Annotated in this window: 16 protein-coding genes; 10 read left to right on the top strand and 6 right to left on the bottom strand. The window is 54.3% G+C overall.

Going from position 1 to position 13030, the window contains the following annotated elements:
* Positions 1 to 94: 94 nt before the first annotated feature.
* Both L9059_RS29750 and L9059_RS29745 read left to right on the top strand, forming a co-directional pair.
* Entirely contained in the window at positions 95 to 400 is a 306-nt protein-coding gene (locus tag L9059_RS29750; RefSeq protein ID WP_247295236.1) for a hypothetical protein, read from the top strand.
* The gene (locus L9059_RS29745; RefSeq protein ID WP_247295234.1) at positions 393 to 1367 is read left to right on the top strand and encodes a tyrosine-type recombinase/integrase; all 975 of its coding nucleotides are present in this window, start codon (positions 393 to 395) and stop codon (positions 1365 to 1367) included. Before L9059_RS29750 ends, L9059_RS29745 begins: the two co-directional genes overlap by 8 nt.
* Before the next feature lie 578 nt (positions 1368 to 1945).
* Here the strand turns inward: L9059_RS29745 and L9059_RS29740 are convergent.
* From L9059_RS29740 to L9059_RS29730, 3 genes are all read right to left on the bottom strand, one after another.
* The gene (locus L9059_RS29740) at positions 1946 to 2377 is read right to left on the bottom strand and encodes a helix-turn-helix domain-containing protein (RefSeq protein WP_247295231.1); all 432 of its coding nucleotides are present in this window, start codon (positions 2375 to 2377) and stop codon (positions 1946 to 1948) included.
* Between the two features lie 193 nt (positions 2378 to 2570).
* Positions 2571 to 2789 carry a hypothetical protein gene (locus L9059_RS29735; RefSeq protein WP_247295228.1) on the bottom strand — a complete coding sequence of 73 codons (219 nt, stop codon included), beginning with the start codon at positions 2787 to 2789 and terminating at the stop codon, positions 2571 to 2573.
* A gap of 208 nt (positions 2790 to 2997) precedes the next feature.
* Complete coding sequence (locus tag L9059_RS29730; RefSeq protein ID WP_247295210.1) at positions 2998 to 3633, bottom strand: hypothetical protein; 636 nt, start codon at positions 3631 to 3633, stop codon at positions 2998 to 3000.
* A 261-nt stretch (positions 3634 to 3894) separates the two neighbouring features.
* On the opposite strand from L9059_RS29730, the gene L9059_RS29725 reads away from it, so the two are divergent.
* Both L9059_RS29725 and L9059_RS29720 read left to right on the top strand, forming a co-directional pair.
* On the top strand, positions 3895 to 4587 hold the full coding sequence (locus L9059_RS29725; RefSeq protein WP_247295207.1) for a hypothetical protein: 693 nt from the start codon (positions 3895 to 3897) through the stop codon (positions 4585 to 4587).
* A gap of 47 nt (positions 4588 to 4634) precedes the next feature.
* Complete coding sequence (locus L9059_RS29720; protein WP_247295190.1) at positions 4635 to 5408, top strand: hypothetical protein; 774 nt, start codon at positions 4635 to 4637, stop codon at positions 5406 to 5408.
* 213 nt (positions 5409 to 5621) lie between these two features.
* Here L9059_RS29720 and L9059_RS29715 read toward each other — a convergent pair whose 3' ends face one another.
* Positions 5622 to 5852 carry a hypothetical protein gene (locus L9059_RS29715; RefSeq protein WP_247295187.1) on the bottom strand — a complete coding sequence of 77 codons (231 nt, stop codon included), beginning with the start codon at positions 5850 to 5852 and terminating at the stop codon, positions 5622 to 5624.
* Positions 5853 to 5935: 83 nt separating this feature from the next.
* A complete protein-coding gene (locus L9059_RS29710) occupies positions 5936 to 6253 on the bottom strand; it encodes a hypothetical protein (protein ID WP_247295170.1) in 318 nt (105 codons plus the stop codon).
* Positions 6254 to 7405: 1152 nt separating this feature from the next.
* Here L9059_RS29710 and L9059_RS29705 point away from each other — a divergent pair.
* The 6 genes from L9059_RS29705 to L9059_RS29680 all read left to right on the top strand — a co-directional run bounded on the left by L9059_RS29705 (position 7406) and on the right by L9059_RS29680 (position 12453).
* Positions 7406 to 8338 carry an integrase domain-containing protein gene (locus tag L9059_RS29705; protein WP_247295167.1) on the top strand — a complete coding sequence of 311 codons (933 nt, stop codon included), beginning with the start codon at positions 7406 to 7408 and terminating at the stop codon, positions 8336 to 8338.
* Positions 8335 to 8625, top strand: coding sequence for a hypothetical protein (locus L9059_RS29700; RefSeq protein ID WP_247295164.1), 291 nt, complete (start codon positions 8335 to 8337; stop codon positions 8623 to 8625). The genes L9059_RS29705 and L9059_RS29700 overlap by 4 nt, the downstream gene beginning before the upstream one ends.
* 658 nt (positions 8626 to 9283) lie before the next feature.
* Positions 9284 to 9973: a replication initiation protein gene (locus L9059_RS29695; protein WP_247295154.1), complete on the top strand. Its 690-nt coding sequence runs from the start codon at positions 9284 to 9286 to the stop codon at positions 9971 to 9973.
* A 99-nt stretch (positions 9974 to 10072) separates the two neighbouring features.
* Positions 10073 to 10462 (top strand): entry exclusion protein 1, encoded by a 390-nt coding sequence (locus L9059_RS29690; RefSeq protein WP_247295152.1) that lies wholly within the window; start codon positions 10073 to 10075, stop codon positions 10460 to 10462.
* A gap of 125 nt (positions 10463 to 10587) precedes the next feature.
* Positions 10588 to 11706 (top strand): hypothetical protein, encoded by a 1119-nt coding sequence (locus L9059_RS29685; protein WP_247295149.1) that lies wholly within the window; start codon positions 10588 to 10590, stop codon positions 11704 to 11706.
* Between the two features lie 471 nt (positions 11707 to 12177).
* Positions 12178 to 12453 (top strand): type II toxin-antitoxin system mRNA interferase toxin, RelE/StbE family, encoded by a 276-nt coding sequence (locus L9059_RS29680; protein WP_247295131.1) that lies wholly within the window; start codon positions 12178 to 12180, stop codon positions 12451 to 12453.
* A gap of 36 nt (positions 12454 to 12489) precedes the next feature.
* Here L9059_RS29680 and L9059_RS29675 read toward each other — a convergent pair whose 3' ends face one another.
* Entirely contained in the window at positions 12490 to 12756 is a 267-nt protein-coding gene (locus L9059_RS29675) for a type II toxin-antitoxin system RelB/DinJ family antitoxin (RefSeq protein ID WP_247295113.1), read from the bottom strand.
* Positions 12757 to 13030 lie beyond the last annotated feature (274 nt).

The following is a 13030-nucleotide window of genomic DNA, read 5'->3' as shown; positions in this document are numbered from 1 at the left end:
AGACATTCCCGACACAGCTCCGTCAGCGGATAAGCACCTTTAAAACTACTGATAAAAACGGTTATCGTGAGTTTTTCAGTGCAGGAGCAGACCCATGGCGACACTTACGGATTTTGACGAATGGCTCGATGGCGCGGTCCCCAGCGACATGGTGGAAGACGTGTACGCGCTTTACGAAGCGGTCGATGGTGAAACCGAGTTTGCACAGTACAAGGCTGTGCGCGCTGCCAATGGTCAGTTACTCGTGTCCTATGGTGAGGGCAGCGATTGGCTACGACTGGCCACAAACGACGCGAAGGAGGGTTTCCTCCGTCGTATCGGAGGCCGCTATGTGGCCGAGGGCGGTATGAGCGTGGGGGCTTGGTACATCATGCATCAGAGTATGGCTTCCGATGACTGAATTGACTGAACAGCAAGCTGGGAGCCTGGGCACCAGCGAGCGCCGACTGACCGCCGCCGAGTTCCAGGGCTTGGCCACGGTCCCGGCCGCCGTCGAATGGTTCGCCAACTTGGCCAACCCACGCACCCGCCGGGCCTACCAGGGCGACCTCGAGGACTTCTGCCAGTTTGTCGGCCTGCACAGCCCCGAACAGTTTCGCGAAGTGACCCGGGCTCACGTGCTCGCCTGGCGCCGCCAGCTCGAGCAGCGCGGCCTGTCCGGGGCCACCCAGCGCCGCAAACTCGCCGCCCTGACCAGCCTGTTTGATCACCTCTTGGAGAACAACGCGCTCGCCGGCGGCAACCCGGTGCACGGGGTCAAACGGCCGAAGCTGGACACCACCGAGGGCAAAACCCCGGCGCTGGCCGATCACCAGGCTAAGGCCCTGCTCGAGGCGCCCGATCCGGCGTCGATCAAAGGTCAACGTGACCGGGCAATCCTGGCGGTGCTGCTGTATCACGGCCTGCGCCGTGAGGAAGCCGCGCGCCTGCAGGTCGACGACCTGCAGCAGCGCCGCGGCCTGCAGCACCTGCGCATCCACGGCAAGGGCGGCAAGCTGCGGTACGTGCCGCTGCACCCGGTCGCCGCCGAACGCTTGCACACCTACCTCGAGGTGTCAGGGCATCACCTGGGACAAGAAAAAGCGCCGCTGTTCCGGCCGCTGCGCGGGCCGCAGACCGGGCGCGGAATTTCCGCGGAGGGCATCTATGCCCTGGTCGGCCAATACGCCCAGGCGGCCGGGATCGCCGTCGCCGGCCTCGGCGTGCACGGCCTGCGCGCCACCGCGGCGACCAACGCCCTGGAGCACGAAGCCGACATCGCCAAGGTCCAGGCCTGGCTCGGCCACGCCAATATCAGCACCACCAAACTCTACGATCGGCGCGACTCACGGCCGGAGGATTCGCCGACCTTCAAGGTCCGTTATTGACCCCATGGCGGGACGCAGCAACCGGGTCATTGGCCTGCTACCGGGTGTTTCACAGTGAAACACCCGGTAGCAGCCCAGCGCTTAACCCCATGCTCTTTGCGCTCAGGCTTGTATTGGTAGGCAGCTCTTGATTAGGTGATAATTTCCATCAACCAAATACGCGACCTGACCCGGAGAGATGTATGACTAGCGTCGAAAATAACGTTGAGATCGCGCAGCAGGATTGCATCGAGTGCGGCGGAAATGGGGTTGTCGAGTGCGAGAGTGATCACGAATGTGAGGCAGACTGCGACAGAGGCAGCGTATTCGATTCCGAGCAGGACAGATGGGTTGAGTGCGGACAATGCGATGGGCCTGCATCACTGTCTTGTAGTAATGATGGGTGTTCAGCGGAACTTGGCTCTGACCACTATACAAAAACCTGTGAATCTTGCGACGGCACAGGCCTAGTGGCGGCTTAGCAGTCCATAGAAATTCAATCGAACCTAAGCCCGCCAATTGGCGGGCTTTTTGTGTCAGCGCTTTAACGAAAACGTCTTAGAGAGGCCGTTGTCAGCCCCTCAAGCGACAAGCAGAACCTAAATCAGGTGGCGGAACGTCGGTTCGATGTTGCGACTGTGGAGCAGTTTTACGATGTCTTCTAGGGAAGCGTCTTTCAACAGCAACTCAGCCTCGCCCTCCGGCTGAGCGTCCGCTTGCGGATCCTCCCACTGGTTATTGGGGTCAAGGGGACCGCTGCCCAAGAGTCCTTTGGTGTACATCGACTCCGTCTGAGCAATGAGGGTCTCAATGTCAGTCGGAATTTCAAAACCCAGCGCCCGGTTGAGCGAAAGCCAGGTGCTATCGGGACGGGGACGGGTGAACTCACCACACTCAGGTTCTTCATAACGACGCGGCATCACCTCATGAATGTTTGCGGCACGAGCCAGCTGTGCGCGGCTCAGACCACACAGCTCACGACGGGCTTTCAAAGCGGCAGGAAATTCGGGATCACGAGGATAAGGAAGCATACGTCACCATAAGTTGGGGTTAGTGGCCACAAAGTGGTCTAAGGCCACTATACGCAACTTTTTAAAACTCGCAACTCAAAATACAAACCTAAAAACAAACTTTTTAACCACTTGATTGTACACTTATCGTCAATACAGGTTCTTCTGGGGATAGATCGGGCATGCAGCGCGCCCTCCCGGATGCCGGCGCGCATCAAAACAACCCCAAGCGAATTTTCTCTTGCAGCACCGTGGCCAGCTCACGACTGGGGTATTGGGGTTCGACGGTGCGAGCTTTGCAGTACGGCGCATGGGTAAAAGCGCCGGCCTGCGTTAGATCCTGGACGTGGTGACACAGCCGACAGCGCACCCGCGAGCCGTCGACTTTCCAGTGTTTATTCCAGGCTTCCAGCGGGAGATAGGGCACGGACATTCAAAAGCAGGCCTCTGGGGATGAAGGACAGGGGCTGAATGCGCGTAAAACCCCTCACTATTGGAATGGTAGGCCAGCGCCCTACCCTCTGGCGTCCAACCGGCGCAAAAAAGCCCACTGGAGTGGGCTTGGATGACGGGGGGCATTTAACGAATGTCCCGTTATTCGTACTGGTTTGCATGACCCGAATACACTCAAGTGCTCGGTATCAACCTTCAATAAGGTTCAGCACTTTTTGACCATCGGGCATACCCGACATGGTCCTCAAAAACACCACGTTCCGATCCAGTATTTTCTTGATGGCTGCAGCCGAGAGTGGATTTTCAAGAACCTTGAACCCTTCCAGTACCTGGTAGTGGCATTCATCTTTATCGCCGTCTCGATCGCAAATATTGACCTCACCGGTGCCTCGACCATAGGCCACGATGCCTTTACCGTTTTCGTACAGGAACACCACATCGTTGGCTTTGATCCGGTTGATGTTCCACTTCCACGGATCATAAAAAGCCGCAGCAATGCCTTTGGCGAGCATCCATTCAGGGTCGTCATCGCTATGAGCTTTGTTGGTATTCAAAATATGGAAGCCCGCAGTTATTTGCGGCTCGACTTCTTCTGCCACAGCTAACCGATCTAACTCGGCCTTTTCCACATCGGCTAATGCCTTTTGGGCAGCCTCGGCACCCTGTTCAAGCAGTTTGAGCATTATCTCTTGCTTTGAAAGCTCTAGATCGTTGGCCAGCGTTTCGATGAAGGTATGCAGCGACTCGGGCATTCGGACGGTGGAAGCGACCGACTCTTTTTTGGTTTTTCTGGAGTTTTCGATCAGCGATAGGATGTTGGTCATTGTTTGAATCTCTGCTGGTTGAGTAAGAGCACCATATACAGATTCTAATTATGAATCAATAAGTGAATCTATAAAAAATCACAATTTGCATCTGGCTTTTGGTGCCGCTTGCCGTTGGCTATCGAGAGCTGATGGGTCGTAGCGATCTTGTCCCACACGTCAGCCTAAAATTAATCATACAAAACATCATAAATTAATCATTTACAATATCATATTTTTTCGATAATCTCTGCTTACACCTTCTAGCCGAGAGCAGCGACGATGAGCACCTACTGGCGTGAACAGTTCGAAAACAACTTCATCCCCACCGAAACAAAGCTCGGTCTGGACGAGGTCCTTCAGGAAGCGCAGGACGCCTACCTGGGCTGGCTAGGGGCTTCGCTGATGGCATTTAAGGGCGAAATTGAGCCGGCCAAGCTGGAAAGTCTGGATCAGCATTACAACGGCGAAATCCCGATGCGGATGGCGGCCAGTGATTGCTACGACTACGCGATCAATGGGCGACTCAAGCTCGCCAAGGATGGGGCAGAGCAAACCCAGATGAATGACAACTGGGGTCGTCTGGCCACCGTGGTGCTCTCCGCCAGACCGGCTATTGAGGTGTTTTCGCCACGCGTCCGAGGCCGCGAAATGATGTTGCCGAAAGGACTCGAACACATCCTGTTCCATGCGCTGGTCAGAGCCCGCCTCGATCTGGATACCCATCCGAAATTTGCGAATGAAGAAGCGCTGCCCATGTTCTTGTCCGGAGAGGACAACACTGGCTACCTGACACTGAAAGAGATCGCGGTGTTGGGACAAATGTCGGAGCGGGCCGTGCGCAATGCCGCCCAACCTGCGGCGGCGGATCGATTGCACACCCGCAAGGAAAAGAACCAGACGGTGGTCGATGCCGACGAGGCGTTGCGCTGGTTGAAAGGTCGCCGGGGGTTCGTCGTCACCCGCGCGGATTAACGCTCACCCACCCAACTCTCAATCGCCCATCGCCAAAGGACATCACCATGAACCTCGAACAGTTCAGCCACCTGCTTTCCGTCTCCACGCACAATTTCGCCACGCTGCCGGCCGAGCTGTTGCTCGCTTCAGAAGGCAACCTTCAGACCTTTTATGCACCGTTCGATCACATCAATACCGGTGCGCGAGTGGTGCTGTGCGGCATCACGCCGGGCTTGCAGCAGGCCAGTAGGGCCCTGGATGAAGCGCGTAAACACCTGCGCCAAGGCGCCTCCATCGAGCACGCCAAACAAGCCGCCAAGGAAACGGCCAGTTTTGCCGGGCCCATGCGTAACAACCTGACCAGCCTGCTGGATCACATCGGACTACAGACACTGCTGGGCATCGATAGCTGTGCACGGCTGTTCGATACGCATCGCCATCTGGTGCACTACACCTCTGCCCTGCGCTACCCGGTCTTTCTCGATGGTCAGAATTACAGCGGCAGCCCCGCCATGCTCAGTCGTGCCAGTCTGCGTCATCAGGTGGAAACGCACCTGGTGGAAGAGATCCGGACATTGGGCCCGCAGTGCCTTTATGTCCCGCTGGGGCCGAAAGTCACGGAGGTCTTTCAACACCTGCAAGCCAAGGGTCTATTGAAAACCGAGCAGCTCCTAGACGGCCTGCCGCATCCCTCGGGTGCTAACGCAGAACGCATCAGTTACTTCCTCGGCACCAAGGCACGGGAAAAACTGTCGAGCAAAACCAATCCAGTGGTACTGGATGAGGCCAAGGCGCGGCTCCTGGCCAAACTGGCCACCCTGCAGAGCAAAGGAGCGTGATGCAGGAGGGCGGTTTCATCGGAAATTTGTTGTGGTAGTCACCGCCTGGAGGGGGCGGAAGTACCCTCCTCTCTCGTGCTGGGTTCGCCCGGCTTGACTGCCTGACAGTCACAGCGGTCACTGGTATTCAGTGACCGCTTTTTTTTGTTCCGAGTTCAGGCGATCCGCAATACCGATTTAACGTAAAACGCTCGTTATGGGCAGTTGCCGGCCTTAGCTGTGCGCACTTAATTCCAGACTCTCGACTTCCGCCATTTCCCTGAGGAGTTGAACATACTCTGGTTGGCTGATCGCACCCATGATCATCAAGGCCTCAAGATAGCCTCGCGCTCGCTCAGCCATGATCTCCATCTGTATTTGCGTGTCCTGCCCCTCAATCCGCGCAATTTCCTGACGGGCATTTGTCAAAGCCCGTTGTTTATCTGCTCGGGTAAACGTCGCCATCGTGGGGTACCTTTCATTCGTCTAGCAACCAGGCCTCATTGCCATGATCGTTCGTGGGTGTCCGCCCACTCCATTTCTTCCCTTTATTTCCAATCCCAGTACTCATCTTTACGAATCTCATTCAAAGCTCTAACCGTGAGCTTCCTCCACGCGACCATTTTTTTGATCTCCATTACGGCGTAACAACCGTATTCCTTAAGCCTTGTGATCTTGAAACCAAGGTCTGCACAAGCCTTTCTAATAGCCTCGAAAGTCTTGTCTTCAAGACGGCCAGGGCGACCACATAGCTCCCTCATTAGGTCGTCTTCAATCCTGAATCGACCACGGGTTTTCCCCCCAAAACTGGAATTATGGATAAATTCTATTTTTGTCGCTATTTCTTCTGCTGTTGGATAAGCCACGAATAATTCAACCTATAGATAATCTATAGGTAATCTATAGGTTTATAAAAATGATGGCAAACCCTATTTTATAACCCTTTTGGATTTCAGAGTGGAAGAGCATTAAAGCTCGCGCAGCGACTGTCGCAGGCGGCTTTGGCACGAGGGCGTCTGAGAATTCAAGAGGGTGACCATCGAGCTGTTTCTGCTACCGGAGGGCCTCCGGGGTATCGGGCCGACGCACTGATCGTTATCCGCTGTTTTGTCTCTTGGCTTGGGCGAGCCATGAGTCCGTTTTTTCGAAAACTTAGTGATCTGACGTACAGCCAACGTCTCCAGCAATTAACGCGTTACGCGCTAAAACGCTGCTCTAGACGCTGGCAACGCCATTGGCTATGCTGCCCAGGCAACGTAGCGAAGTCAGCGACTTCCTACCAAAGGGTAAGCTGAGCCCTCTAAAAACGCGGCATAAACAATTAAGCCCACGTGGCTCAAAAAATTTAGCCGATCTGAGTCGGCATAACGCCTTTCAATTCGCGACTTTCATCGCGGATCAATAAAATTCAAACGATCCCTCCACGGTCGAGTTGCGCCTTTTTTTCGTGGTGTGGGTCCCATTTTCATGTGCCTCCTGGCACCTGGTCTTTCGGCAGACCGGAACGCAATTTCCTCAATAGCATCGCTGCAAAGCAGGCTGAATCTGAAGAGACCCGTGTCGTCATCTCTTCATCTCGTTACGGCATGTCATCGCCCGCGCGTCCATTCAGACTTGGCCCTGCTTTACACCCGTCTCTGTACGCAAGCACAGAGACGGGTGCTGCCAGCCCCCACCTAACCCACGTCTGACGTGGGCTACAGCCTTTTACGCTTCGCGTGAAAGTGCCTGAAAAATCGTAATAACACGCAAAAACCTACCGACATTCGCGGATCGAGAGGGAGCCCAGTACTTGTGGGTTTCTCGGGCTGACCGGCGCTCGAAGAATGTCGAATCGGTTCTTAAAAAAGTACGGGAAGAAGTGCAGCGCCCGCCCCAAAACTGCCACTGCTCATGGTTGCCTCGTCCACATCGAGTGCGAATAAAACTTACCGAATTCTCGTGGTCTTGAGCAGACAACCACCCGCGCCGCGTTCTTTGAGAACGTGGTTTTCCCTTTTCATTTCAGGAGGAACGGCATGTCTCGAAATTATGGATTGGGCAGTCGTGACATGTCGTCGGCTGCCCGGATTGCCCTCGATCGAGCTGCTCGACGCGGCGAATTGTCGTTTTCCAGCGTGGCGACCCTTAGTGAACGCTTTTCCCAGTTTGTTGATGCCGCGCGCGCGCAAGGCATCGGCCGGTTGGAGCGAATTACTCCCGACCTGGTGCAGGCTTATGGTCAGCAACTCGCCACCCGAGTCCAAGGCGGGGAATTATCACCCGCCTATGCGCAGAACCTTGTGAGTGCGATCAACACCGTCATGCAGTTGCTGCGCGATTGGACGAGTGTCAGCCCGACCAAGACGTGCGGCATTGCCCTGCGTTGCGCAGTGCGATCCATTCCGCCGTTAGGGGTGGATCGCACCGTGCTCACGCGCAGCCTTGAGCCACTGCGTGATGATGACCAACTGCGTGCCGCGGCGGTCGCCGTTTTGGCCCGTGAGCTGGGCCTGCGCAGTAAAGAAGCGGCGTTGCTGAATGCCCATAAGGCGTTGCAGGAAGCGCGTGAGCGCGCCCAGGTGACGATTGTCGAGGGCACGAAGGGCGGACGGTCACGCACGGTCCCCGTGCTTCAGAAGCAGCAGCTGAGTGCCCTGGCGAACGCCGCCACGCTGCAGGGGGCAGGCCGTTCGTTGATTCCGGTCGCGCAAAATTGGAAACAGTTTCGTGAAAACACCCTACGCCAGGGTCGCGTCCCCCTGCAGCAGGTCGGCATCACCGGTTATCACGACCTGCGCGCGGCCTATGCCTGTGATCGTTACCAACAACTGACTGGCCATCCGGCACCGGTGATCGCTGGTGGCATCGTCGACAAGCACCAGGATCGATTGGCGCGGGAACAAATCAGTGCCGAACTCGGCCATGGCCGAATTGATGTGGTCGCGGAATACATCGGAGGCCGTGGATGAAACTGCTCGAAGAAGTCGAAAACCTCAGCCGTGGCTATGTGCGCAAGGGTGGCAAGGACAACCGGCGTCAGCAGCGGGCGCGGATGCTCGCTTTGGCCGCGTTCTGTGCCGCGGAAGGGGCTCATTCGCTGGCCCAGGTCGGGGCTGGACACGTCATTCGTTATTGGCGCGCCACGCGCCACCTCAGCGATGCTACTCGTTACAACCATTGGCGGGCGATCTGTGTGCTGTGGTCGCTTGCCAACAAATCGGCGGAACCGCCAAAACCGCATGCGGGAAAGCCTTGATACCTATGTTGGGATCATCTGACCTAGCGCAGCAGACTTAACGATCTGACGTACGTAACGGCGGTTATTCAGGCAACCAATCGGTATTGCTCCTGCCGGATTAGCCCAGTCGCTGTTGTTCATTGATTACTCGCTTTTCCCAAGGGACTGTTGCCGCGCGGAGAGCATATGGATTGAGGTCGGTCGTGCGTGCAGCGACCTAATAAAAAGTCGCTGACTGAAAGTCAGGCATTACTGGGGAGGGGGAGCCGCAAAGCGGGGGAACCCCGGAGGGGTGCCCCGGCAAAGCCGCTGTTTTTTACCTTAGAGGGACAGATTCCGGGTTACTAGCGATCCGTTTTTTTGACTCGACGAATTGAAAATTTAAAAGGGGTTCTTTTAAAGCTTGTTTTTCTTGTTTTTAAACTTGTTTTCTGACCTTCTAACATATTGATTTATAAGGATTTTTCTATGCTTATAAGGGACAGATTCCGGGTTAAAGGGGGACAGATTCCGGGTTAAAGGGGGACAGATTCCGGGTTAAAGGGGGACAGATTCCGGCTATTACCCACAGCCTCTTAGGGCCGTTACGCAAAAATTCACAGGGACAGGGACATTGACTTTTCCCTGTCCCTCATCATTCAATCCGGGACAGATTCCGGGTTCCACGGAGAGGGCAATGGTCGAAAATAAGGTTACTCAGTCAAACAAACTCATTGAGGCGTCACACACACTGACGCTCAACGAAAAACGTCTTGTGCTGTGTGCTGCCTCGCTGATTGATTCGCGTAAGCCGCTACCTAAAGACGGTTACCTGACCATAAGGGCCGACACATTTGCGGATGTGTTCGGCCTTAAGGTGAAGCATGCTTATGAAGCGCTCGATGATGCAGCGACAAAGCTCTTCAATAGGGACATTCGCCGATACGCCAAAGGCAAGATAGTGGAGCGGATGCGTTGGGTCTTCCATGTGAAGTACAAAGAGGGCCAGGGCTGTGTTGAGCTGGGTTTCTCTCCAACCGTACTGCCACACCTCACCATGCTCAACAAAGAGTTCACCAGCTACCAGCTCAAGCAGATCGGCAGCCTATCCAGTTTCTATGCTGTTCGTCTTTACGAACTGATGAGCCAATTTCTCAAGCTCGGAGAGAGGGAATGTAGCCTCGACCAGCTTCGCCAGATGCTTGACCTAGGGGAGAAATACCAAGACGTGAAGGACATGCGAAAGCGCGTGCTCGATCCGGCCCTGAAAGAACTGAACAGCAGTACAGACCTAACAGTCGTTGCAGAGCCTAGAAGGAAAGGCCGGAAGATTATCGGGTTCGCATTCACCATCACTAAGAGCGATCAACTGGCATTACAGCTTTAACCGTTATGGGGCATACCTACCAGTCAGCTGATAAGCTGTAGGGCACCCTACAGACAGAACCCGACACCGCCCTACATGGCAAAACTAACGATCGGCCGTATGGCAAAACTCTACGGCTTGCACCGCTCCACGCTGCATGAGGCTGTAACCAAAGGCCGTATAACTGCTGGGCTGGATGGGAAAGGACAAAAGGTCATTGATCTCTCGGAAATGATCCGGGTTTATGGAGAGCCATCCGGATCCACCCGACACTCCCCTACACCTTCACCAGACGTCCTCCCTACACTCGCAAAAGACGCCCTACACCCTCTCCTGGAAGAGTTGCGATTGCTGCGCGAAGAGGTACGCGAGCTGCGAAATAGCCTGCAGTTGCTCGAACATAAGCCGGCTCCCCCCTTAGTAACCAAATCAGTAGCAAAATCCTCAGGATCTGAAAAGCATCAGGAACCCGCCACATGGGCCAGCCTGTTCAGCGCATTGGACGAATAAGAAAGCTTCGATTCGGAAACTGGTCACTCAAAAGGGGGAAAGATTTCGGCATAAAAAATGGCCAATCTCGTAGGAAGACAGGGCAGCCGATCTCGTCTTAATTGCCGTTTAGGTAGATGACGATAATGGATTATCACGTATCCAACCGGCACTCAAACCCCACCAGGGTGGGCTTAAATTACGGTGACGCAGGGGCGAGTTTATCTGGGTGTGGTTGGGCTTTGCTGTTAACATTTGGTACTGTGGTTTTATCCACTACTTCGCTGAATGCGCCGGGGGGCGAGATGCTTTCAACTGAAGAGTACGTACCACTTGAGAGCGCTATAGCATCACTCAGGCGTGAATCCGCAGAGGTGCTAAAGGCCATAGCCAGGGCCGTTAACTCGTTTGACCCTCGTACTGAATTCAGCCGCAGCACCATTACTGGCTCGAAATACGGGAAAAGCATTCCGGGCTTCGCTATTACCTACGGCCAGCTTGGCGCCTATCTGGACATAGCCGTAAGCAAGTACGCCTCGGTCATTATCGAAACCGAAGTGGGTGTGGTTGAATCTGCCCATGTAGCGATCAATCGAGAATGGTTGCTTAGCCAGCGCGAGCAAGCTGCCAGGCAGCCAGAGGTGATACGAGAGATAGCGCTACGGTCTTACGCCTCGAAAGGTGCCACTGTCACCCCAATCTTGCGGCAGCTTGAAGACCAAACCCCGGAGGCTGCCCGCGCCGAACTGCGCAAGCTAAATATTCGCTTAGAGCGAAGCCTGACAATTGGGCCTGATGACCAGCGGGATGAAGAGATAGAGCGCCTGCAGGTATTGCTGGAGGTTTCTAACACTGAACAAATGGCCGCGGCTGACGAAAACACAGCCTTAGTTAGAATGGTTAAAACCCTCACGATTGAGAATGACCAGCTACGGAAGGCACGCGCTGACAAAGTATCGCCCGTCGCCTATTCCCAGTCCGTAGTACCGCAAGCCGCAAGCCGCCGCCCCACTAACGTGGAAATCCGTAACGACGCATCGAGAGCGACAAGAGAAGTCATTGCTGATCTGGCGCGATCAATGTGGGCGCACGAGGACTTTGCTGACTATCGAACAATGGAAATGGCGCGAATGATTCGGCGCCTGACCGAGGCGGAGTATGGGGATAAATTGCCAAAGACAGACGTGGTTCTAGCCAGGTGGCTATCCGCGGATGCCGCGCCCCCCTCAGCAAAGCGCCGAGGACGAACACCAAAGGACAAATAAAAAAAGAATAATTCACATCCCCGGTCAGATATTCAATTAACCGGCGCCGTCGAACAATTTTAAGTGCCGTTTCTTCCTGCCAGCATTGCCATCGTCGATTACCCAAACGCCCTGGAGCGACTTGACGATGACAGCCACCGCCCACCCTGACCTTGCTGCTTTACACGCGCAAACCTTATCTCCCGATGAAGGTAAGAGCTGCAACGCGTTACTCATGCAAAAAATCAGCATGAAATTCAGACAAAAAAAATCCTCTCGAGCTGTTTACTTCCAGCAAGAAAGGATGATAATCTGGTGAGATGTGTCGAAGTTGAAGCTAGGTCACATCTTACACTTTGCGTATGTGTAATTTAAAGAGAATTGACGGTGCGGTCAATACCATTTATCGGTTTACCGTAAACAAAAATTCCAGCCAGTCGCCTCAGCTTCGATCCATAAAACTCAAAAAACCAACTTAAAAAGGATCGAAAATTGCTAAAAATTCAAGAAACCGAACTGTTCCGTACCGAATTCGCAAACCAAATTTCTTTGGGCAAGGACCCCGCCCCCTTTAAGGAAATCGTTGGCCTCCTCGAGGCTCAACTGCCGCTTCCTGTTCGCAACTGCGACAATCCTCTTGTGGGGACCGGTGGCTCATGGTGCTGCTTGATCAGTCACGATTGGTGGGTGATCTACACATGCGACATGAAAGCCGGAACGATCACATTCGAACAAACAGGTAGCGCCGCTCACCTTTTCGCGGAATGAGTTAGAAAAGCGGCGCCTTAGGGCGCCGCTTCAACCCTAAATACCGAGACTTTTAAAGAAATCTGCTGAGCTTTCATGCTGACGAATTCCCTTCTCTTCGGTCGGAGCTTCTAGCGCCTTCTGAGCACGCGCATTGAGGCTCGGAGCTTTAACTTCAAAAGGCAGTTCTTGGGTCTGGACTACCTGAACAAGCATCATGCGAATCGCTTGAGAAACAGTCATCCCCATTTCAGCCAGAACCGCAGTAGCGCTTGCTTTCAAATCACTCTCAATTCGAGTGCGAACGACTTCAGTGTTAGCCATGGGGCCTCCGATCTCAATGTAGCTACAATGAGTACAGTATAAAGATACTGATTAAAATGTCCACTGATTTGTACAAAAAATGCTCAATTGTCAGCTAAAAGCGCACATATCCAGCTGCGGTAAAAGGCTTTTGCGCGCCAAAGTGAAAGACATTCCCGACACAGCTCCGTCAGCGGATAAGCACCTTTAAAACTACTGATAAAAACGGTTATCGTGAGTTTTTCAGTGCAGGAGCAGACCCATGGCGACACTTACGGATTTTGACGAATGGCTC

The sequence above is a fragment of the Pseudomonas violetae genome, from assembly GCF_023072615.1.
Taxonomy (GTDB): domain Bacteria; phylum Pseudomonadota; class Gammaproteobacteria; order Pseudomonadales; family Pseudomonadaceae; genus Aquipseudomonas; species Aquipseudomonas violetae.
Note: the sequence above shows the minus strand (reverse complement) of the source record. Positions and strands in the feature narration are given on the sequence as shown.

Coding starts and splice junctions, on each gene's coding strand:
- L9059_RS29735 (WP_247295228.1), bottom strand. CDS start 2,789: ATGTCCGTGCCCTATCTCCCGCTGGAAGCCTGGAATAAACACTGGAAA.
- L9059_RS29720 (WP_247295190.1), top strand. CDS start 4,635: ATGAACCTCGAACAGTTCAGCCACCTGCTTTCCGTCTCCACGCACAAT.
- L9059_RS29750 (WP_247295236.1), top strand. CDS start 95: ATGGCGACACTTACGGATTTTGACGAATGGCTCGATGGCGCGGTCCCC.
- L9059_RS29705 (WP_247295167.1), top strand. CDS start 7,406: ATGTCTCGAAATTATGGATTGGGCAGTCGTGACATGTCGTCGGCTGCC.
- L9059_RS29685 (WP_247295149.1), top strand. CDS start 10,588: ATGGATTATCACGTATCCAACCGGCACTCAAACCCCACCAGGGTGGGC.
- L9059_RS29695 (WP_247295154.1), top strand. CDS start 9,284: ATGGTCGAAAATAAGGTTACTCAGTCAAACAAACTCATTGAGGCGTCA.
- L9059_RS29740 (WP_247295231.1), bottom strand. CDS start 2,377: ATGCTTCCTTATCCTCGTGATCCCGAATTTCCTGCCGCTTTGAAAGCC.
- L9059_RS29700 (WP_247295164.1), top strand. CDS start 8,335: ATGAAACTGCTCGAAGAAGTCGAAAACCTCAGCCGTGGCTATGTGCGC.
- L9059_RS29675 (WP_247295113.1), bottom strand. CDS start 12,756: ATGGCTAACACTGAAGTCGTTCGCACTCGAATTGAGAGTGATTTGAAA.
- L9059_RS29730 (WP_247295210.1), bottom strand. CDS start 3,633: ATGACCAACATCCTATCGCTGATCGAAAACTCCAGAAAAACCAAAAAA.
- L9059_RS29690 (WP_247295152.1), top strand. CDS start 10,073: ATGGCAAAACTCTACGGCTTGCACCGCTCCACGCTGCATGAGGCTGTA.
- L9059_RS29745 (WP_247295234.1), top strand. CDS start 393: ATGACTGAATTGACTGAACAGCAAGCTGGGAGCCTGGGCACCAGCGAG.
- L9059_RS29715 (WP_247295187.1), bottom strand. CDS start 5,852: ATGGCGACGTTTACCCGAGCAGATAAACAACGGGCTTTGACAAATGCC.
- L9059_RS29725 (WP_247295207.1), top strand. CDS start 3,895: ATGAGCACCTACTGGCGTGAACAGTTCGAAAACAACTTCATCCCCACC.